Source organism: Bradyrhizobium sp. B120 (assembly GCF_049075665.1).
Lineage (GTDB): Bacteria > Pseudomonadota > Alphaproteobacteria > Rhizobiales > Xanthobacteraceae > Bradyrhizobium.
In genome coordinates this window covers 6,900,490-6,920,214 of record NZ_CP185242.1, presented here as the reverse complement: position 1 = coordinate 6,920,214, position 19,725 = coordinate 6,900,490, and the positions used below count along the sequence as shown (strand labels likewise).

The window sequence follows — 19,725 nt, the reverse complement described above, 5'->3', positions numbered from 1 at the left end:
ATGGAATTCAACATGTCTATGGCGGTGCCAGCGACGCCGGCGCAGCTTTGGAGCACGCTGCTCGACGTTCCACGCATATCAAGTTGCATCCCCGGGTGCGAAAGCGTCGAGGAAATCCAGCGGCTTGCAACCTACAAAGCGACCGTCAGGCAGAAGATCGGTCCATTCAAGCTCGAAGTGCCGGCTGACATCATCGTTGAATCGATTACCGAGCCGTCTCACGTGCGCACCCGAGCTACGGGCCGTGACAAGATCACAGGAACGCGGCTGGCGGTTGTTCTCGACGTGACCGTCACGCAGGAAGGGTCTGGGTCCACATTTGCCGTGGACGCGAAAGTCGACGTGCAGGGCCGCCTTGCGACCATGGGGTTCGGCATCATCAAGCGCCGGGTCGATCAGAACTTCGAAGAGTTCGAGAAGCGGCTCAAAGAAATGCTGGGCGCGGCCTGACCATGCTGCCGTCACCCTTCCAATTCGAGCGGCCTTCGACCATCGCCGACGCCGTGCGCGCCGTCGGGGATTCCAGCGACGGCATGTTCTACGCCGGCGGGACCGAGTTGCTGCTCGCGATGAAAATGCGCGTCATCCGTGCGGACCGCCTCATCGACATCAAGGGCATCCCTGGGCTCGATTGCATCGCCGTCAACGACATCAACGAGATCGAGATCGGCGCGCGCTGCACGCACAGGAAGATCAGCGGCGATTCCGTCATCCGCGAGCACGTGCCGGCGCTGGCATCGCTCTGCGCGGAGGTGGCGAACATCAGGGTCCGGAACGTTGGAACAATCGGCGGCAATCTCTGCTTCGGAGAGCCCCACGCCGATCCGCCGACGATGCTCGCGGCCTTGAACGCACGACTGGTGCTCGAGGGATCCAAGGGCACGCGTGAAATTCACGCCGATGATTTCATTCGAAGCGAAATGGAAACTGTGCGCGAGCCTGACGAGCTGCTGAGAGTCATCGTGTTCCCGCGGCCCGCGGGACCGGTAACTTATCGCCGGTTCAAGCATGGTGAGAGGCCCTCAGTGAACGTCGCGATGGCCTGGTCACTGGACGCCGGCGGGAGCACGATCAGAAGCGCCCGTGTGCGGGTCGGCGCGCTTGGTTCGCGGCCACAGCCTTTGACGGCCGTCGAAGGTGCCCTCCGAAACGTAGCGGTGGCAGAGGCTCGTCGGGTGATTGAGACAGCTCTTCCCGCGGCGCTGGATCAGCTTGAGGTTAACGCGGATCGGCATGGCGGGGCCGATTACAAGCGTCACCTTGCAGGCGTGCTTCTTCTGCGTAACGCCGATGAGGCGATCATCGCCGGGACGAGCTGGCTGAAATGACACAGGTGTTGGCCATCTCGTTCTCGTTGAACGGCAAGACGATCGCCGTCGACGTCCCGGCTCATGTGCTCTTGATCGATCTTATCCGAGATCGTTTGGGCCTGAAGGGAACGAAACGTTCCTGCGACATGGAAGTATGCGGCGCTTGCACGGTCCTTCTCGACAGTGAACCGATCTCGAGCTGCACAACGCTCGCCGTCGATGTGGATCGGCGCGAGGTTACCACAATCGAGGGTGTGACGCCGCCGGACGGACTATCCCGGATCCAGGAGGCGTTCGTGCTTCATGGCGGTCTGCAGTGCGGCTTCTGCACGCCCGGCTTCATCATGGCGGTCACGGCTCTCTTGAAGGCCACGCCACACCCGACAGACGCGGAAATCCGCCACTACCTGCACGGCAATCTTTGCCGCTGCACCGGTTACACCAAGATTTTCGAAGCCGTGAAGAGCCTTGCGGTCCAGCAGGTCTCGCAGGATGCCGTTTGAATCCGTGCGAGGCAGCGCAGCTACCTTCTGGAGATATCATGAGTATTGATCAGGTCAAAAGAACGAGTGTCCTTATCGCAGGCGCTGGCATCGGCGGTCTGGCGATGGCGCTATCGCTGCTTCGACGCGGCATCGATTGCGACGTCTTCGAGCAGGCGTCCGAGTTACGCGAGGTAGGCGCCGGCCTTTGGGTCTCCATGAACGGTGTGCGTGTTCTTCGTGATCTCGGTCTCACCGAGCAAGTCGAGCAGAACTGCATCGCGGCAGAGCGACGTTCCATCCGGCTCTGGAACACGGGTGAAACGTGGTCCCTCTACAATCGGAGCTCCGACGCGGCCCGGAACCAACCCTATCTGCTGCTGCGCGCGCATCTGCTGAAGATCCTTGTCGACGGTGTGCGGCGATTGAAGGCGGACGCCATCCATCTGGACGCCCATGTTGTCGGGTTCAGCCAGAGCGACGAGGGAGTTCGGGCGCAGTTCGCAGATGGCCGTGAGATCGAAGGTCGCGCCTTGATGGGCGCCGACGGCTCCCATTCGAAGGTTCGTACCAGTCTGATCGGCCAGATCGAGAGCCAGTACACCAATGCAATCGCCTGGCGTGGTCTTGTGCCGGTCGACCGCCTCGAGCCGCATCAGCGCGAGCCCGTGGTGTCTACCTGGATCGGGCCGACCGCGCATGTCACGGCATATCCGGTCCGCTGGCAGAACACGGAATTGATGACGTTCTCGGGTCAGGTCGATCGCAACGACTGGCTCCTGGAATCGTGGTCGGAGAAGGGCTCTGTCGAGGAGTGCCTGAAAGACTTCCTAGGCTGGCATCCCGACATCATCGCGCTCGTCAGCAACGTCGATAGCCTTCACAAATGGGGCCTGTTCGTGCGGCCTACGCTGGCTGGTTGGTCGCAAGGACGGGTCACGCTTCTTGGAGATGCCTGCCATTCCATGCTGCCGTATCTCGGTCAGGGAGTGAACATGGCGTTGGAGGACGCGTCCGTTCTCGCCCGCTGCTTCGAGCAGCATCCCGACGATCTCGCGAGAGCTTTCCAGACATACCAGAGCCTGCGACTTGATCGCACAACCAGGGTCGTGAAGTCCGCTGCCGGGATGCTGCCGATCTTCCATAACCCGGCGCTGTGCAAGGCCGAAACGGCGGGAGACTACATCAGGACCCAGTGGGCGCCGGAAGCGACCGCCGCTCGTTACGACTGGATCTACCAGTACGACGCGACCGCCGTTCCTCTTCATTGACATCTCTCCTCCACGAGCACCGGCGTACAACGATGATCGGCAAAGAGAAGCCCTGGGACGACGTAATACCGCTCGAAGAGCGCGAGACCTATGCCATCGCAGGGTTGGGTGGCGCGGCTGGATTCGGCAGGCGGCCCGCGCTCCTGGTGATTGACGTGCAGTACCGCTCGGTCGGTGACCGGCCGATGCCGATCCGCGACGCGATCAAGCAATATCCAACCAGCTGCGGTGAGGCCGGTTGGCAGGCCATAACGCAGATTTCCGAACTGATGAGGTTGTTTCGCGGGAGAGGATGGCCGGTGATATTTCCGCATGTCGCCAGCAAGGTCAGCCATGACCAGGGGGCATTCGCGGCAAAAATTCCGGGCATCATGCAAATTCCGCCCGAGGGCTACGACTTTGTTCGCGAGGTGGCTCCAGAGCCGGGGGAACTGCTGCTGCCAAAGACGCAGGCAAGCGCATTCTTCGGCACCCCGCTGACGACGTATCTCGTCGGGGCCGGGATCGATTCGCTGGTCGTGACCGGCTGCACGACCAGCGGCTGCGTCAGGGCATCGGTAGTCGATGCGTGCGCGCTGAATTTCAAATCGATCGTGCCGAGCGACGCCGTCTACGATCGTTCGCCGACTTCGCACGCGGTCAACCTGTTCGATATAGCCAGCAAGTACGCAGATGTGATGCCGACCTGGGAAGCCATCGAGCGGCTTCGCGCGCTGGCGGATGATCGTACCAAGGATCGGCCGACATGAAGGTCGCCCCGGTCTCCGGTCTGCTTTACGGCGCTCATGTGCGTGCGAACGGCATCCGCCAGCATTACCTGCGGTTCGGCGGAGCCGGGCCCGCCATCGTCATCGTCCCGGGCATCTCGACGACGGCGGCACAATGGGCGTTCATCGCGGAACGTTTGTGCGTTGGACACGACGTCTATGTGCTCGATGTCCGGGGGCGCGGCCTTTCCGAAAGCGGACCGCATCTCAATTATTCGCTGGATGCCTGCGCCTCCGATCTGGTTTCGTTCGCCGAGGCGCTGGAAATAGGCACGTATACCTTGCTCGGCCATTCCATGGGGGCCCGCATCGGCATTCGTGCCGCGCGCTGGCGGCCATCGTCCATAAGACAGTTGATCCTGGTCGATCCACCGGTCTCCGGCCCTGGACGTCGCGCCTACCCGAGTGCGATCGGACCTCTTCTCAAGCTGCTTCATAGCGCAAGCCTCGGAGAAGCGGACGCGGCTCTGCGAAGCCCGTCCGCGCCGCGCTGGCCCGAGAGGCACATTCGTGCCCGGGCCGAGTGGATGCACACCTGCGACGAGCGCGCCCTGATCGAAAGTCACAAGGGTTTTCATCACGATGACATTCACAATGACCTCGCCAACCTCAGCGTCCGCACTTCGCTGCTCGTTGCCGGCAAGGGCGATGTCATACGCCCCGAAGATGAAAGAGAGATTCAAAGATTATTGCCGTCCATCGAGATCAAGCGGCTGGAGAGCGCGGGTCACCAAATGCACATCGACGACACGGAAGGATTCCTTTCGATCGTCAGAGACGTCCTCGCCTGACCGCCCAGAGGCCGGTTGAAGCGTCGCGAATACATGCCTGGCAAAGGAGATGACTGAAGATGACCCGGCAACGCATCGATGTTGAAATGCTCGAACTCTTCAAGGCCGAGCTTACACTCTGCAAGGTCAGGGAAGGCGAGGTCGTAGCTGTCCTGAGCGGCGACGAAGAGCAGTCGGAATATGCCCAGACGTTCATGCTGGCCGCGCGGAGCCTCGGCGCGACAACCTTCCACCTCAATGTTCCCAAGTACGGCCAGAGCAAGGTTGCGGGCCAGCAGGGCAGACACGCGCTGACAGGCAACCAGCCAGCGATCGACACGCTCAAGCGCGTGGATATGGTGATTGATCTTCTGGGTCTGCTGTTCTCACGCGAGCAGCTCGAGATTCAGGAGGCAGGCACGCGCATTCTGCGCGTCATGGAGCCGTTCCACATTCTCAAAAAGATGTTCCCGACCGAGGATCTCCGCCGGCGAACTGAGCTCTCACGAACGCTCCTGCAGTCGGCCAGAACCATGCGCATCACGTCGCCGGGCGGAACAGATGTGACTTACGGCCTAAAGCAGTATCCGGTCATTTCCGAGTACGGATACACCGATGAGCCGGGCCGCTGGGATCATTTCCCGTCAGGATTTGCTTTCACGCAAGCCACGGATGGGGACGTCAACGGCACTGTCGTTCTGATGCCGGGCGACATTCTCTGCGCATTCAAGCGCTACATCCAGTCTCCGGTCACGCTGACCATCAAGGACGGCTACATCGTCGACCTCGAGGGCGAGGGCACCGACGCGACGCTTATCAGGAGCTATATCGACAGTTTCGGCGATCCGCGGGGTTGGGCAATCTCGCATATCGGGTGGGGATCGAATGAGCGCGCCGATTGGCACCACATAGCTGCATCTCAGCAGCTCGCGTCGGAGCACATCATGAACGCGCTTTCCTTTTATGGAAACGTTCTGTTTTCGACCGGACCGAATACCGAGCTTGGCGGCACGAACGACACGCCGTGCCATCTCGATATCCCGCTTCGCGGCTGCAGTCTCTGGCTCGACGATGTCCACATTCTCGACGAGGGCGAATTTGCCTACCCGGAGTTGAGGACACCCGGCCGCTAGGCCTGGCCATCGAATCGGGGCCCGGAGCTGCAGTTACGGCTCCCAAAATGACACGTAAAGCGCTTCGGCGACGATCATCCACTGTTCAGCTCTTTCAACGGGGAACGCATTGCATGTCTAAAACCGTCTCAGGCGCGGAAGATTACACGGCCAGGCAACGCTATTCGATCATGATCTCGGCAATGCTGGGATACATTCTCGACTTCTACGATGTCCTGATCTTTCCGTTTCTTTTGCCCGCGATTCAGCGGTCGATGTCGCTATCGTTGACAGAGATCGGCTCTCTGCAGGCCCTGACACTATTCGGATCGGCGATCGGCGGGGCCCTGTTCGGCGTCATCGGTGATCGCCTTGGCCGGAAGACCTCGCTTCAGCTCACCATCGCGCTGTTCTCGGTCGCGGCGATTATTTCCGCGTCCGCATGGAATTACTGGTCGCTTGCGGTGCTGCGGTTCATCACCGGCATCGGTCTTGGCGGCGAGTACGGCGTTGGCATGGTGCTTTTCAACGAGGCCTGGAAGAAAGGCAGTCGAGGCCTGGGCGCGGCTGCGCTTCAGGGCTGTGCCGTGATTGCATCGTCCACGGCCTCGATCGTCGGAATCTGGCTTATCGCGACGTTCAGCGACGAGTGGAGCTGGCGTATCGGCTTGCTGAGCGGCGGAGTGCCGATCCTGCTGATCATCTTCATTCGCTTCTTCATGCCTGAGTCGAAGATCTGGCTGGAGTACGAGGCGCAACGCAAGGCCGGTCCGGTTACGGCCGCGGCCCGCACTCTTCCCCTTGCAGACTTGTTCCGCAATGGTCTGGCGCGGCAGACCGTCACTGCCTTCGTGTGGTTGATGAGCTACATGCTTTGCTACTACAGCGTAGTCTCCTTCATTCCGACGCTGCTGCTCCGGGACATGCACACGCCGGGCGACGTCGTTCGCACCACGGCGGTTCTTCTTTCGGTGGTCAGCGGCATCTGCTACCTCGCCAACGGCTTTTTCAACGACAGGGCTGGCCGACGGTTCGGTGCCCTCGTGCCGGCGTTGTTTTGGGTCGGATCCCTGGTTGGCATGGCGGTGTGGGGAAGTCAGCTCTACGCCGGCTCGAAGACCGAGTGGCCGATGTTCTGGCTCTATATCGGTTTCGGTATTGGCAACGTTGCGCTCGGCGTGACGGGCGTCTGGATCTCGGAGCTCTATCCGGTCAACCTGCGCGCAACGGCGGTGTCTACATTCTATATGGGCGGACGCGGCCTTGGCAGCATCGCGCCAGTGATCGTACCCCTTGCGGCTGCTCATTTCGGCGGAAGCCTGCTGAACGGCATGGTCGTCGTGGCCCTTCCTGCCGCAGCTACTTTCATTCTTGCTTCTCTTCTGCTTCCTGAAACGCTGGGTCGCGATCTGTCCGCGAAGGGCTTCGAGGCCGACGCGGAATCGGAGCCTGCGATGAAGGCTGCGCCGGCCTCGAGCGTATGATGCACCCGTGAAATGACGCGCAGCCGGCGAGATGAGAGCTTGTCGCGCTCATCTCGTCGGCTCGGCGCGGAAGATGCAATCCGTGACTGGGCCGTCGATACGGACAAATGACGTCTGATCGAGACACGCACACCAGCGAATCAAATGTTGGCCGGCACCGTCTTCTTCATGCCTGCCGGTGCGCCGGTGGCAGGTGTTGTCGACCGGCCGATGCGCGGCGTCCTTGCAGACCTTGTTGCGGCCATGCAATAGAACCGCGTCGGCAATCTGGGTTTCCACAGCGTGGTGATAAGGACGTATCGTCCGGAATTGACGACGTCCGACGTGTCAGCCGCGACCTTCAGATCGGCAGGTCAAGTTGCGGCGCCGCATCGTCGCCTTGTAAGGACGAAAGCGAAACTCCCAACAGCCGGACTGACCTGGAAAAGGGTATCTCGTTCTGAAGCAGCGCGATCGATAGTCGTGCGAGTTCCGCGCGGCTCGAAACCGCGGCAGGTACCGACCTGCTGCGCGTAATGATTTCGAAGTCGTTGAACTTTACCTTGAGGGTCACCGTTCGGCCACGCGCTGCCTTGTCTTCGCAGTGCCGCCAGACCTTGTCGATAAGTGGCTGCAGTTCGGCGGCCAATGTTTGGAATTCGGTCAAATCGCTGGAGAAAGTAGTCTCTGCGCCGACCGACTTCCGAATTCGATCCGCGCGGACCTCACGAGTATCGACGCCCCTCGAGATCCAATAGTAGTACGCACCGGCCTTGCCGAAATTGGCCTGCATGAATTCGAGCGACTGATTGCGCATATCGAGCCCCGTGTAGAGGCCCAGGGCATTCATCTTGGCACCGGTCGCAGGACCAATGCCGTGGAATTTTCCGACGGGCAGGGTTTCCACAAATGCCGAGCCCATCTCGGGCGTGATGACGTACTGGCCATTCGGCTTGCGGTGATCCGAGGCGAGCTTCGCCAGAAACTTGTTGTATGAGATGCCGGCCGAAGCATTGAGACCTGTCTCGGCCTTGATCTTGGCCCGGATAGCAAGCGCGAGATCGCGCGCCCATGGAATGCGTTGCAAATTGTCGGTCACGTCGAGATACGCCTCGTCGAGTGACAGGGGCTCGATGATCGGCGTGTGTTCCGCGAAGATTTCACGGATTTGCTGCGAGATGGTCTTGTAGACCTCAAAGCGCGGCTTGACGAAGATCAGATCGGGGCATTGTCGTTTTGCCGTGACGGACGGCATGGCCGAACGAACTCCGAACTTTCTCGCTTCATAGCTGGCCGCCGCTACGACGCCGCGTTCGCTGGACCCTCCGACGGCGACCGGCTTGCCGCGGAGGTCTGGATTGTCCCGCTGCTCGACGGACGCATAGAAAGCGTCCATGTCGATGTGGATGATCTTGCGCTGCCGGACCGGCGCAATTGCCTGGTCGTCATCGATCTCGATGGTCACGTGGCTAGCCCAGCCGTATCTTCCTTGACGCCGCGGGCGACGATTTGGAGGGTGCCGTCGGCAAGCGGCCGCTGCAACTTCAGTGCCTCGTCCGGAGGTGCCGTCATCCATGCGTCGACTTCTGCTGGCGTCGTCAGGATCACCGGCATTGCCTTCGGGTGAATGGCGCCGACCTCGGCGTTCGGCTCCGTCGTCAGGAACGCGTAGAGGTCGTTGGTTGTCTCGCCTTCCTTGACCTTCCGGACGGACGTCCAACTGGTCCAGATACCGGCGAAGCAGGCGAGGGGACGGGTCTCGTCGAGCGCGAACCAGATATCACCACCCTCGGCCTTGTTGAACTCGCTGAAGGAGTTGAACGGCACCACGCAGCGTTTTTCGGGGCCGAGCCATCTTGTCCAGTGCTTGCTCTTCACGTTGCGGATATTGGTCGTGCCGCCGTCCGGCTCCATCCGCAGCAGTTCCTTGAAATCGACGGGGTTACCTTTCGCCTCGAGCTTCGCCGCGCGTTTCCTGGTTGCTTCCATCATGGCGTGCTGCGAAGACGGCATTCCCCACCGTGCCGTCGCGAGTTCGCGGCCCTCGGCCCCATTGCGCACGATCGGCGCCTTGTAATCGGGAAAAACCCCCGGCATCGGCGCCAGATTGCCAACGTACCGGTTCACGACGCGGAACAGCGCGGCGATGGCGGCCTGATTGGTCGTGATCGAGTAGAGATTGCACATCGGTCAGGCTTTGGTCCGAGGGTGGCGCGGCTGCCCCGCCAGTTGTAACAGAGTCGCAGAGGGACGCCGGCCCGCCGTGGTGCATTTTCGGCAGCGCAGCCGGCTGGCGAGATCATGCACGAAGGTGGCCCGCGGATTCTTCATCGCCGCGAGGTCAACGTCACTTGGTGTCTTGCAACCTTCGCACCTGATTGCGAGCCAAGCGAAGCCTCCATTCACGGCCTGGTCGATTGTCGGGGACGGATCGATCGGCTCTCCGTCTGACCACATGCGTTCGTTCCAGCTCTCGCACAGCAGCTTGTCCGCCTGATGGATGAGTGCTTCCCCCTTTGCCCGCATTTCTGCCGATCGGGTGGCCAGGATATTGGCCATTGCTCGCGCCTTGCCAAGCTCCTTGCTCAGAGCCCTGCGGTCGCCGCCTGACAGCGGCGTAGGGTGATACTTCGGGGCCATCCGACATCCCGGCGCGAAGAGAGGATCGGCGACCTGGAGCGGGCTACGGCGTTTCGAATGCCGGCCAGCACCCGTCTTCCTCGTGCCTGCCAGTTCGTTGCTGGCAGGTGTTGTCGAGCAGCCGCTGCGCGACATCCTTCCAGATCGCGTTGCGGCCATACAATCGGACTGCATCGGCGGTCTGGATTTCGACGATCCGCTCGCAGCGGCGGCAGGAGACGCGAAGGATGTGGCGCTGAAATTCGCAGAGACGTCGTTGCCGCATCCGGGCATCGGTTACGCCGGCCCGAGGATCCTTGAGCACCGATTCCCAGTACTCGGCCGGGAGTGATGCATCAGGAGCCGGAGCTGAAGGAGCCGGCCTGCGGGCGTCCTCGGCCAGCTTTTCCATTTGCTTCGGGGTCGGCATGCGCCAGCTCGCGGGTCGGTCGGTCATGGCGAATTAGAACATAACAAGAACAAATGTCGAGTCTGCCCGGGCCTGGCCGCGAAGAAAAAATTGTCCGGTTGGGGAGGCTGTGCTGTCGGAACCAGGGCCTGCGGATCGTCTTGAATCCGGCATCAGTATCGGAGTTCCCATGGCCCCCCGCGCTAACTGGAAAGGCTTCCTGCGTCTTTCCCTCGTCACCTGTCCGGTCGCGCTGTATCCGGCCACGTCCGAATCCGAGAAGGTCTCGTTCAACCAGCTCAACCGCAAGACAGGCCACCGGATCAAATACGCTAAGGTCGATGCCGACACTGGCGAGGAGGTTGCCAACGAGGACATCGTCAAAGGCTACAAGGTCGACGACGACACCTTCATCGAGGTGAGCAGGGAGGAGCTCGAGAACGTCGCGCTGGAATCGACGCGAACCATCGAGATCGACGAGTTCGTCGACCGCAGCGAGATCGATCCGCGATATCTGATCCGGCCCTATTACCTGTGTCCTGACGGCAAGGTCGGGCACGATGCGTTCGCCGTGATCCGCGAAACCATCCGCGAAATGAACAAGGTCGCGATCGGGCGCGTGGTGCTGACCAACCGCGAGCACATCATCGCGCTCGAGCCGTTCGACAAGGGGGTGATGGGAACGCTGCTGCGCTATCCCTATGAGGTGCGTTCCGCGGGCGAGTATTTCGACGACATCCAGGATGTCAAAGTCACCAAGGACATGCTCGATCTCGCCAGGCACATCGTCAATCAAAAGGCGGCTCACTTCGAGCCGGACAGGTTCCAGGACCAGTACGAAACCGCCCTGATCGACCTCATCAACAGGAAGCGCGCCGGAAAGCCGATTGCCGCGAAGGAGCGGCCGCGTGGCGAGAACGTCGTCGATCTGATGGACGCGCTGCGCAAGAGCATTGGCGGCGAAAAGGCCGCACAAGCAGCCAAGCCGGCCAGGAAGCCGCGCAAGGCCGCAAGCGGTCAAAAGGAAATGCTGATGCCGATCGCCGGCAAGAAACCCGCGAAGGAAGCTGCGGCAAAGAAGCCGGCAGCAAGGCCGCAGCGGAAGTCAGCCTAGGTCCGGCTGATCCGGGCTGATATAGTGATGGCATGGCATTCCGTGTCTTGATCATCGGCGGCACGGGGCAGGTGGGCGCTGCGGTGGTGCGTGCCCTGGCGGCGGAGCCGTCCTGCGCTGAGGTCGTGATGGTCAATCGCAGGGCGATTTCTCTGCCCGCCGATCAGCGTGTGCGGCAGGTGGTTTTGGATACGGCAGCTGCTGATCTTCCGTCAGATGTGACCGAGCTTGCGCAAAGCATGATTGCGCAGGGCGATCCCGTCTTTGGGGCATGCTGTGTCGGCGTCGGACAAGGTAGCCTGAAATGGAGCGAGGAGGAGCTGAAGGCGCTTGAGATCGGCGTGGTCGGCGGCTTTGCCCGCGGTTGCCGCGCCGCAGGTATCACACGGTTTGCTCTGCTGTCGGCCGTGGGAAGCACCCCGAAAAGCAGGATCCGCTATGTCCGGATCATGGGGCTCAAGGAAGAGACGGTTCAAGCGGTCGGCTTCCAACGCCTCGCGATTTTTCGCCCGGGAATCATCTCAGGCAATGCGCACACGCCGGGCTATGTCGCCTGGCTCGGCCGTTTGATTCCTGGGAGGTTTGGCGCGATCGAGCAGGACGATATCGCCCGCGCCTTTGTCGCCGAGTTCATCGGTGGGTCGACCCAAACCGGGGTCGTCCATTTCGAGAACGAGGCCATGAGACAGATGTCTCGTACGCTCAGATAGCCGTCGTTTCCTGATCAGGGACATTCGGGGCAAGTATCGCCGATCGAATCCAGCACCTCGCGAACCACGGCCACCGCTTCGTCAGCGGAGATGCCAGCTGGTGGATATTTGCGGGCGATATCGAGGGCCCGATCCCGCGCATGCGGATCGGCGCGATCCTGCATCCAGCCGTGCTCCTCGCACTCGCGGACGGCGCCCGCTTCCTGGAGCACATGGATCGCCCATCCGCGCAAAGTCCGTATCGCCGGGCTTCGTTTCCTCGTCATCAGCATCGATGTAGCTCCTGACGGACGAATCGCTGTGTCCGCCATTCGTTCCCCTCCTATCACGTGGCTGGGACTCGCGACGGTTTGAGCTTGATGATTGAAGTCCGATGAGTCGGGGCTCTGCTCGCTCCGGCTTTGCGCGCCCGCAAGGGATAACGACTGAAGACTGAGTTGCTCCCACGGGAAGGCATCACGTCACGAGGGAGAGGAGGTTGAAGAAAAGCTCTCCAACGAGCAGATCATTGACGCGATGACAGTGGCTGGAAAGGAGGTCCAGGTTCGTCAAACCTAGTCATCATGTCCTTGTCCGGGCGCGTGCGGCGATGGCCGCAGCGAGCTCTTGTGAACCGAGCCGCGTGACGTCTCGGTAGGGTAGGCGCGAGACACCTCGAAGAGGATATCCCTACGCCTCCCCCCAAACCGTGCGGGCACTTTTCAATGCACACGGCTTTCCGTACGCGCATGCTCTCGACCGGAGACGGCTGCACGGCATGACGGGCACAGGACAATGGTCTTGCGCCGCCAACCGGACCGTTTCCAGACCGTCAGCGATCCGCTTCGCAGGTCACCTAGGCGACGGAGATGATGCATCTCGAATGGTCCCGTCGAATCGCTGCACGCTTCGCATTCGCGAGCGTTAAGTCGATTGATCAGATCATTTGGGCTTTTGACCCACCACGCACCTGCCGTGACGTTGTCGATAGTCGGACTTGTCCAGTAGGCTCGGGTGAGATGTTTCAGTCTCCACAGCTTGATGCTGCGAAGCTTACCACGGACCACGGAGCTAACCTCGTAGTCCGTGCCTTTCCACAGACGCGCCATGGTTCTTGCTCTCGTCGTCCGATGCCGCATCGCCAGCGTCTTCACAAGACTGCGGAACACGACAAGCTCCAGCAATCCCAAGGCGCTCTTGATGTCGTCGGCAAACGAGTGGTAGTTCGCAAACCCACGGAACTCTGAGTTATAGGCGAGGACGGTTGCAACGTCGCTGGTTACCAGGAACTGCTCGCGCGGACTGCCGGTCTTCTTGGCGAGATCGCCATAGCCGTGTTGCTTGCAGAACTTGGTGACTTCCTTGCGCGGCACCCGCAGGCTGACATTGCCGGTGGTCGGCCGACGCATCACGCGCCATGTCCGTCCAGCCGGTCCCTTGCGGCCGGATTTTCGTCCAGCCCCGTAGGATGTGTATGTCGAGATGCGATAGCTCAGGAAGGTCACTCCCTTTGAAGCGGCGTGAACCCCACTTTTCTCGGGCGACACGGCGAGCTTCAAGGTCTCCGTCAGGAATCGTTCGACGCAAGCCATGATCTCACTCGCTTCCCGCTTGCTCCCGATCACGCCGATGAGGAAGTCGTCGGCATAGCGGCAGTAGCGGAGCCTTTTGAAGTTGGGGTCCATCGGATCGACGGAAGGCACTTTCCGTCGCTCCTTATTGATGGCTTTGATCTCCGCAAATGCAGCATCGATCTCGGCCCGATCCGTGCCTTCGGCACGGAGCCGTTCAATCTTCCGGCGGAGACTGAGGACGCGCCGTTCCAACGCCACGTAGCGCGGGAATGGACGTCGCTCACGGCCTTTGTCGAAGTCCGCCTTCATCATCTGCATGTGCTGGTCCAGCTCGTGCAGATAGATGTTGGCGAGCAAGGGCGAGACGGCTCCCTGAACGCAAAAGATAACTTCCGCTTCGAACGGGCGATTGTGGGCTGGCGTGGACGGTGCGTGGTTGATTTGAGACGCAAAAGGTAATACCCACATGTCAGATGATTCGTTCGACGCGAGTGCAAAAGGCCGAACGACTGAGAGCCGCGCGGCGCTTGCTCGCGGACGAGATCGGCATGGCGGAGGCCGCTGTGGCTTTATCGCGCACGTTTGGCTTGTCGCGACGACAAGCCTATCGCTACCTCGAACTGGCGCGAGCGGGTGCGCCGCCGTTGGCGGCCGAGAACTCGGTTACGATCACGCTCAAAATGCCGGAAAGCCTCGCGCGCGGTCTGCGTGCTCACGCAACAGCGCGCGGCGTCACGACAAGCGAGGTCGTCAGGCAGGCCGTGGCGGCTTTCCTGGTGGTGAAGCGCAGGCATGGTTGAGCAGCGACCGATACGTCGTGCCATCCATCTAGAGTTCGCATTCGATCGGCTGCTCGCTGCCAAGCTCGAACAGGCTTACGACATTCTGGTTCCTGATCGGGTCCGGGTGGTGGGCAGCGCAAAGGTGACGGGAGCAGACGATGAAGACGGCAGCAATTTACGCTCGTGTATCGTCGGACAAACAAAGGGAGGAGAACACGATCGCCAGTCAGACGGCGGCGCTGGTTGCGTTCGCCCGCGCGCGGCAATTCGAAGTGCCGAAGGAGTGGGTCTTCGAGGACGACGGCTATAGTGGGGCGAACCTAATCCGTCCCGGCCTTGAGCGGGTGCGCGATCTTGCTGCCGAGGGGCTGATCGAGGCCGTCCTCATCTATGCGCCCGACCGGTTGAGCAGACGATACGCGCACCAGATTCTCTTGATCGAGGAGCTCGCCCGCGCCGGCGTCGAGACCCTGTTTGTGCGCGCGCCGCGCGGTTCGACGCCTGAGGACGAATTGCTCGTGCAGTTCCAGGGAATGATCGCGGAATATGAACGAGCCCAGATTCTGGAGCGCTCGCGCCGCGGCAAACGACATCGCGCTCGTCAGGGCGAAGTCAGCGTACTGAGCGGCGCTCCGTTCGGGTATCGTTTTATCCGCAAGACAGATCACTCGGCTGCGTACTACCAGATCGACGAAGAGCAGGCTCGCATTGTACGGTGGATGTTCGAACTATACACCGTTCAGGGGCTCAGCATCGGCGCCATCGCTCGCCTCTTGAACGAACAGGCAATCCCCACCTGCAAGCGACGCGGTCGGTGGGAGCGCTCGACGGTTTGGGGAATGCTGCGAAATCCGGCGTACAAAGGCCAAGCCTGCTTTGGTAAGACGACGCTTGCACCGCGCCAACGGATCACGCGGCCAATACGGATGCGTGGCGGCATTGCCACTCGCAACAGCGCCAGCCACGAGCAGCCGCGAGGGGATTGGATCACGATCGCCGTGCCGCCGATCGTCAGCGAAGAGACCTTTGCGCTCGCGCAGGAGCGGCTCGAGACCAACAAGACTCATGCGCCGCGGCGGACCGTCACGCCCAGCGTCGTGCAAGGTCTCGTAAGCTGCGCCAAGTGCGGCTACGCTCTCTATCGCACATCGACGCGATCGAGCGCACGCGCGATCCACTATTATCGATGTCTCGGCTCAGACGCTTGGCGGCAACTATCCGGCCCCGTTTGCAGCAACCGTCCAGTGCGTCAGGATCTTCTGGACGGGGTTGTTTGGGCGGAAATCGTGCGGCTGCTCGAAGATCCCGAACTCATCCATAACGAACTCGACCGACGGCTCGCAGCGGCGCGAGAAGCCGACCCGACCAAACGCCGTGAGGAGGCTCTCCGCCGCGATCTCGTTCGCATCCGCAAGAGCATCGATCGCTTGCTCACCGCCTATCAGGACGGCCTTCTCTCGCTGGACGAACTGCGCGAGCGCATGCCGAACTTGCGGCGGCGCGAACAAGCCGACAACGCCGAACTGCAGGCGGTCGTCGACCAGTCAGTCGACCGTGCAGCCTACCTGCGCCTCGCTGAAACGCTGGCCACGTTCCTTACGCGACTGCGGTCGTCGGCGGGAACCCTCGACGTATTGGAACGCCAGCGCGTCCTGCGGCTTCTCGTCAAGGAAATCCTCGTCGGCGACGACAAGATCATCATCCGGCACTGCATCCCTTTGCCCATGGCACCGGGGGACGGCCCGCCAGCCGGCAGTGCGGACGCTGCACTGCCGGCTACGCAAAGTTACCTTTTGCGTTCGAGGAGCCATAACGCCGCCCTGCGGCGTGCCACTGTAAGTGCGTCCATAGACCCAATCTTCCATGTAGCCTGCTTTGAGCATTCCTTCGATCAGACCAATGAACTTATCGTCATCGATCCGCTTCCTTAGAAGCCCAAGCAGGATGTCATGGTCGATGTTGTCGAAGAACCCACGCACATCCACTTCGACCAGCCACTTGCAGCCCGTCCAACTTTTCTTGATGAGCTTGAGTGCGGTGTGACAGGATCGCCCCGGGCGGAACCCATGTGATTCGTTGAGGAACACAGGTTCATAGATCGCTTCGAGTAGAATCCTGACCGCCTCCTGAACGAGCCGGTCTTCCACCGTGGGGATACCCAGCGGTCGTGTCTTGCCGTTGTCCTTCGGGATATAAACCCGCCGGACTGGCCGGAAGCGATAAGTGCCATCTGCCACGCGCCTGGCGATGTCGGCGAGCTTCTCCAGCGACATGCCGTCGAAGGTCTTGCCGTCTACACCGGGCGTCAGAGCTCCCTTGTTGCGGGAGACCTTTTCGTAGGCCCACTCGAAGAGATGCGGACATCTCATCAGGCGGTGAAGGCCATTTACGCGCTTACCCGACCGCGACAAAGTCGGCAGTGATTCAATTCTTCTCTGGATGGTACCGGCCTGCATCAGCAGAACCTCTCCGTCGAAGAATCTCTTCTACGCATACTGCACATGCCGTTATTCGCGGCATCGTCCTTCCCCCGATCGGAGGCGCTTTCGGTCCGGTCGCCCGGCCTTATACGCATGATCGTCCGCCTCGCGGCGGCTGTCCCGGCCGTTACGCCGGGCATTTGGGTACTATGACGGCTCCGTCGCCATACAGGTCCTCGAAAGAACCTGTTGCAGGCGATCCCGTAGTTGCGTGTGCGGGGAGTTGCGGTGTGTTTAGGTGTCCCATTCGTCTCCTTGACCCACGGATGGTGGTCGTCCCACGCGGACTGGTGGCAGTTCGCACTGGCCGGTGCGATCTGCCCCGCGTGGCGTAGCGTGTCAGCCGCGTTCGCTACTGCCAGCCCTTTGGCGACTGGAAACTGGGATTCAGGCAATACAGCTTTCACCATGCACACCTTACTTTGTGCTCTCCACCGGGCTGCGGCGCCCGATTTCAAGACGTTTCCCGGCATGCTCTGGTCCCGTTCTCCTTTCGGAGTCTCAGTCGCTTCCGACACCGGTAAGCCGGGCAAGTAAGAGCCATAACCAGCAGGCTCCATTCTTTCGAACACTCCCTTCTTCTCCACGCCTCAACGGCGCACGCCATCCGGCTGCGATCCCTCGCGCGAACATGTGAGAATCAAGCGTGCAATACATCGCAATATATAATGTGTCGCTCGCCGGAGGCACTCGCCCGCGGGCCCCACCGTCATTGCATGCCGGCGTCGCTATCGCTGTCCCGCGTTCGGGTACCTTGTTAACCGGTCTCGCGACTGCAGTCGCCTCGGTGCCCGCGGTCATTGCATGCCCGCGTCGCTATCACTGCCCTCTCGTCGGCTGCCTTTTTGATTTTATCACTCTTGGCTTGATTTCAATTCTTCCGAGTTGCTCAGCGTTCTCGTTGTTGAGGGCTAATGGGCGCTGCCCCTCGCGCGCGCCAGGGTAAAGCGCCGGCTGCGCCGGCGCCGACCCGAGCGGTCTCCCCGGTCTTCCGCGCTTTTTCACACTGACGAGTTGGGACCACATAGGCGCACGCTTGTGCAGACCCGCTTCTCGCGAAGCGGCCCTCATCGGGCGGGCGATCCCTGTTCCAATCAGGATGCTCCTCACGGGGCTATCGTCGGCCTACGGGCTGATTCGTCGGGAGCCACCTGGCGATCCTGCGCCGTGAGCGCCTAGAGGGGACGAGTGCCCCGGCGGATTAGCTGCGGTCGACGCCCCGTGGGGAGTTGCGCCTTTGAGCGCCAGAACAGGGCCGGCGAGGATCGCAGCTGCCCGACCACGCAGAAAGGAAGGGGAATGATGGAAGACATAGCTGCATACGTCGGCGTCGATTGGGCATCGGCGACGCACTACGCATACGCTTTGGATGCCCAAGGAGCTAAGCTCGGCCATCGCTCATTCCAACATAGCGGTGACGGGTTGGCTGAACTGGCTGACTGGATTCTGCGTACGACCGGGGCCGAACCAGGCCGGATCGCGATTGGCATCGAAGTCCCGCACGGGCCAGTCGTCGAGAGCCTGATGGATTCAGGTTTCCTGGTTCATGCGCTAAATCCAAAGCAGCTTGATCGATTTCGAGATCGCTTCACCATGGCAGGCGCCAAGGATGATCGGCTCGACGCGTTCGTGCTCGCTGATGCTCTGCGGACCGATAGGCGTTTCTATCGATTCCTGGAGCCAGTGCATCCGACGATCATTCAGCTACGTGAGTGGTCGCGCATGACGGAGGACTTGTCCGCCGAACGCAATCGCCTGGCCAACCGCTTTCGTCATCAGCTCTGGCGCTATTTTCCGCAAATGCTCGAGCTCGCGGAAGACTGGTCGCAGCAGTGGATTTTGGATCTTTGGGATCTGATCCCCACACCGACAAGGGCACAGGCCGTGAGGACGTCGACGATCGCAAGGCGTCTTAAGGAGAGTAAAGTAAAGAGGTGGACTGCGGACACCTTGCTCAATCATCTCCGCAGCACACCGATATCCGTTGCATCCGGTGTCACGGAAGCCTGCGTGGCGCATTGCGAGCTCATTCTAGGCCGTCTGCGGCTGGTTATGCAGCAGATGAAGCTTGCCATGAAGGAACTCGAGCGCCTCTGTTCGGCGGTGGCCGAACTTCCATCAGCGACCGGCATCGCGCCTCACGCCGATCCCGAGATCTTGCGGTCGATGCCTGGAATCGGAACGATCGTCCTCGCGGCACTTCTGTCCGAAGGACACGATGCGATCGTTCGCCGAGACGCTCAGGCGCTTCGGGGACCATCGGGCGTCGTGCCCGTCACGAGACGCAGCGGTAAGCAAATTGTCGTGGTCATGAGGCAGTCTTGTCCGCACCGTCTGAGGACTGCTGTCTATCATTGGGCACGCGTTGCCGTGCTGCATGACTTCCAAACACGCAATCGATATGCCGCCTTACGCAAGCGTGGACATTCCCATGCCCGCGCGCTCCGATCTATCGGCAGCAGGTTGATTGGCGTTGCTTGTGCCATGCTCAGGACCGGCGAACTCTTCGACAACGGCCGGCCGCCGCAGTCCGCGGCGGCCTGATCCTGCCGTCGGCGAGACGCGAAGCTTCCAAATTGCGTAGCGTCGCGACGACGACAGGCCCGGATGTAACCAGTCGTTCTTCACATCAGCGAGCGATGGCACTTATGAGTGTTGTCGCCGGGCCGGCGTTGTTTTGCGCGTCGCTGCGCTCCCGCGGCGAAGACTTAGGGCTCCGCCCTCAGCGCACTTCGGAGTGCCTTCCGCCCAGCTTCGGTCGCTTCTCAGTGACGTTATGGGCGACAAATAGCACGCTCCCTGCAGCCGGTTCCCCGCGAACGCACTCGCTCCGTTTGCACACCCGCTGCTCGCCGCGAGGCAGGGCTTCGAGCGCGATGTTGC

The 19,725-nt window shown here is 61.2% G+C and carries 19 protein-coding genes and 1 pseudogene; 13 read left to right on the top strand and 7 right to left on the bottom strand.

From position 1 onward, the window contains the following. The 8 genes from ACOIX3_RS32140 (at position 1) to ACOIX3_RS32105 (ending at position 7,196) form a co-directional block, all read left to right on the top strand. Positions 1-450, top strand: coding sequence for a CoxG family protein (locus ACOIX3_RS32140; RefSeq protein WP_057017961.1), 450 nt, complete (start codon positions 1-3; stop codon positions 448-450). Between the two features lie 2 nt (positions 451-452). Beyond that, positions 453-1,328, top strand: a complete 876-nt coding sequence (locus tag ACOIX3_RS32135) for an FAD binding domain-containing protein (RefSeq protein ID WP_420966013.1) — start codon at positions 453-455, stop codon at positions 1,326-1,328. Further along, complete coding sequence (locus tag ACOIX3_RS32130; RefSeq protein ID WP_420966012.1) at positions 1,325-1,813, top strand: (2Fe-2S)-binding protein; 489 nt, start codon at positions 1,325-1,327, stop codon at positions 1,811-1,813. Before ACOIX3_RS32135 ends, ACOIX3_RS32130 begins: the two co-directional genes overlap by 4 nt. A 38-nt stretch (positions 1,814-1,851) precedes the next feature. Further along, complete coding sequence (locus tag ACOIX3_RS32125; protein WP_420966011.1) at positions 1,852-3,063, top strand: FAD-dependent monooxygenase; 1,212 nt, start codon at positions 1,852-1,854, stop codon at positions 3,061-3,063. A 32-nt stretch (positions 3,064-3,095) separates the two neighbouring features. After that, positions 3,096-3,812, top strand: coding sequence for an isochorismatase family protein (locus ACOIX3_RS32120; protein ID WP_420966008.1), 717 nt, complete (start codon positions 3,096-3,098; stop codon positions 3,810-3,812). After that, positions 3,809-4,621: an alpha/beta fold hydrolase gene (locus tag ACOIX3_RS32115; protein WP_420966007.1), complete on the top strand. Its 813-nt coding sequence runs from the start codon at positions 3,809-3,811 to the stop codon at positions 4,619-4,621. Before ACOIX3_RS32120 ends, ACOIX3_RS32115 begins: the two co-directional genes overlap by 4 nt. Positions 4,622-4,680: 59 nt before the next feature. Next, on the top strand, positions 4,681-5,733 hold the full coding sequence (locus tag ACOIX3_RS32110; RefSeq protein ID WP_420966005.1) for a leucyl aminopeptidase: 1,053 nt from the start codon (positions 4,681-4,683) through the stop codon (positions 5,731-5,733). 113 nt (positions 5,734-5,846) lie between these two features. After that, complete coding sequence (locus tag ACOIX3_RS32105; RefSeq protein WP_420966004.1) at positions 5,847-7,196, top strand: MFS transporter; 1,350 nt, start codon at positions 5,847-5,849, stop codon at positions 7,194-7,196. A gap of 340 nt (positions 7,197-7,536) precedes the next feature. Here ACOIX3_RS32105 and dinB read toward each other — a convergent pair whose 3' ends face one another. From dinB to ACOIX3_RS32085, 4 genes are all read right to left on the bottom strand, one after another. After that, positions 7,537-8,571, bottom strand: a complete 1,035-nt coding sequence (dinB, locus tag ACOIX3_RS32100; RefSeq protein WP_420971840.1) for a DNA polymerase IV — start codon at positions 8,569-8,571, stop codon at positions 7,537-7,539. 65 nt (positions 8,572-8,636) lie between these two features. Continuing rightward, the gene (locus ACOIX3_RS32095) at positions 8,637-9,362 is read right to left on the bottom strand and encodes an SOS response-associated peptidase (protein WP_420966003.1); all 726 of its coding nucleotides are present in this window, start codon (positions 9,360-9,362) and stop codon (positions 8,637-8,639) included. Positions 9,363-9,365: 3 nt separating this feature from the next. After that, positions 9,366-9,815, bottom strand: coding sequence for a hypothetical protein (locus ACOIX3_RS32090; RefSeq protein WP_420966002.1), 450 nt, complete (start codon positions 9,813-9,815; stop codon positions 9,366-9,368). A gap of 43 nt (positions 9,816-9,858) precedes the next feature. After that, positions 9,859-10,251 (bottom strand): hypothetical protein, encoded by a 393-nt coding sequence (locus ACOIX3_RS32085; RefSeq protein WP_420966001.1) that lies wholly within the window; start codon positions 10,249-10,251, stop codon positions 9,859-9,861. 142 nt (positions 10,252-10,393) lie between these two features. Between ACOIX3_RS32085 and ACOIX3_RS32080 the strand changes: the two genes are divergently transcribed. Continuing rightward, the gene (locus ACOIX3_RS32080) at positions 10,394-11,317 is read left to right on the top strand and encodes a Ku protein (protein WP_420965999.1); all 924 of its coding nucleotides are present in this window, start codon (positions 10,394-10,396) and stop codon (positions 11,315-11,317) included. Positions 11,318-11,349: 32 nt separating this feature from the next. Beyond that, positions 11,350-12,027: an NAD-dependent epimerase/dehydratase family protein gene (locus ACOIX3_RS32075; RefSeq protein ID WP_420965997.1), complete on the top strand. Its 678-nt coding sequence runs from the start codon at positions 11,350-11,352 to the stop codon at positions 12,025-12,027. 14 nt (positions 12,028-12,041) lie between these two features. On the opposite strand, the gene ACOIX3_RS32070 is transcribed toward ACOIX3_RS32075, so the two are convergent. After that, a complete protein-coding gene (locus ACOIX3_RS32070; RefSeq protein ID WP_420965996.1) occupies positions 12,042-12,299 on the bottom strand; it encodes a hypothetical protein in 258 nt (85 codons plus the stop codon). A gap of 429 nt (positions 12,300-12,728) precedes the next feature. Further along, complete coding sequence (locus ACOIX3_RS32065; RefSeq protein ID WP_420965995.1) at positions 12,729-13,937, bottom strand: group II intron reverse transcriptase/maturase; 1,209 nt, start codon at positions 13,935-13,937, stop codon at positions 12,729-12,731. A gap of 170 nt (positions 13,938-14,107) precedes the next feature. Between ACOIX3_RS32065 and ACOIX3_RS32060 the strand changes: the two genes are divergently transcribed. Together ACOIX3_RS32060 and ACOIX3_RS32055 are read left to right on the top strand one after the other, a co-directional pair. After that, complete coding sequence (locus tag ACOIX3_RS32060) at positions 14,108-14,380, top strand: ribbon-helix-helix protein, CopG family (protein WP_420965994.1); 273 nt, start codon at positions 14,108-14,110, stop codon at positions 14,378-14,380. A 140-nt stretch (positions 14,381-14,520) separates the two neighbouring features. Next, complete coding sequence (locus ACOIX3_RS32055; RefSeq protein WP_420965993.1) at positions 14,521-16,293, top strand: recombinase family protein; 1,773 nt, start codon at positions 14,521-14,523, stop codon at positions 16,291-16,293. On the opposite strand, the pseudogene ACOIX3_RS32050 reads toward ACOIX3_RS32055, so the two are convergent. After that, positions 16,216-16,635 (bottom strand): annotated as a pseudogene (locus ACOIX3_RS32050) (reverse transcriptase domain-containing protein); the annotation flags it as partial. The gene ACOIX3_RS32055 and the pseudogene ACOIX3_RS32050 sit on opposite strands and share 78 nt — an antisense overlap. Before the next feature lie 1,506 nt (positions 16,636-18,141). On the opposite strand from ACOIX3_RS32050, the gene ACOIX3_RS32045 reads away from it, so the two are divergent. Beyond that, positions 18,142-19,386 carry an IS110 family transposase gene (locus ACOIX3_RS32045; RefSeq protein WP_420965991.1) on the top strand — a complete coding sequence of 415 codons (1,245 nt, stop codon included), beginning with the start codon at positions 18,142-18,144 and terminating at the stop codon, positions 19,384-19,386. Positions 19,387-19,725: the final 339 nt, after the last annotated feature.